This window comes from Blautia sp. MSK17_66, from assembly GCF_020538025.1.
Taxonomy (GTDB): Bacteria; Bacillota; Clostridia; order Lachnospirales; family Lachnospiraceae; genus Blautia_A.
Genome location: NZ_JAJBNQ010000109.1, coordinates 1 through 351, shown reverse-complemented (window position 1 = coordinate 351; position 351 = coordinate 1). Strand labels below are relative to the sequence as shown.

Here is a 351-nt window from a genome sequence, read left to right as displayed (position 1 = left end):
TGTAACATCCTCCAAAGCTGCAGTTGCCGCTCTGACCGTCACAGATTCTGAAATCTCCGCCCTCAATTTTGAGTGGATGCCCGTCGATAAGTGCATCTGCGATCTTTTTCCTGGCGATCTCGTAAATTCGCTGGACCGTTGTTCTTGCGACTTGCATAGATGCTGCACACTGCTCCTGACTGTAACCTTTCTTGTCCAAAAGACGGATTGTCTCGTACTCATCTACCGTTAGAACAATGGGTGTTTTTTTCTCAGTATCATCTGCCGGAAGAAATTCTAAAACATTGGGGAAATGACAGACTTTTCTGCATTTTACTGGTCTCGGCATAAACTGCTCCTTTCTCGCTTTTC

The 351-nt window shown here is 45.6% G+C and carries 1 protein-coding gene; it reads right to left on the bottom strand.

Translation table 11 applies throughout. From position 1 onward, the window contains the following. Positions 1-328: DUF134 domain-containing protein (locus LIR34_RS17700; protein ID WP_173903431.1), on the bottom strand; the 328-nt coding region annotated here is incomplete at its 3' end. Between the last annotated feature and the right edge of the window lie 23 nt (positions 329-351).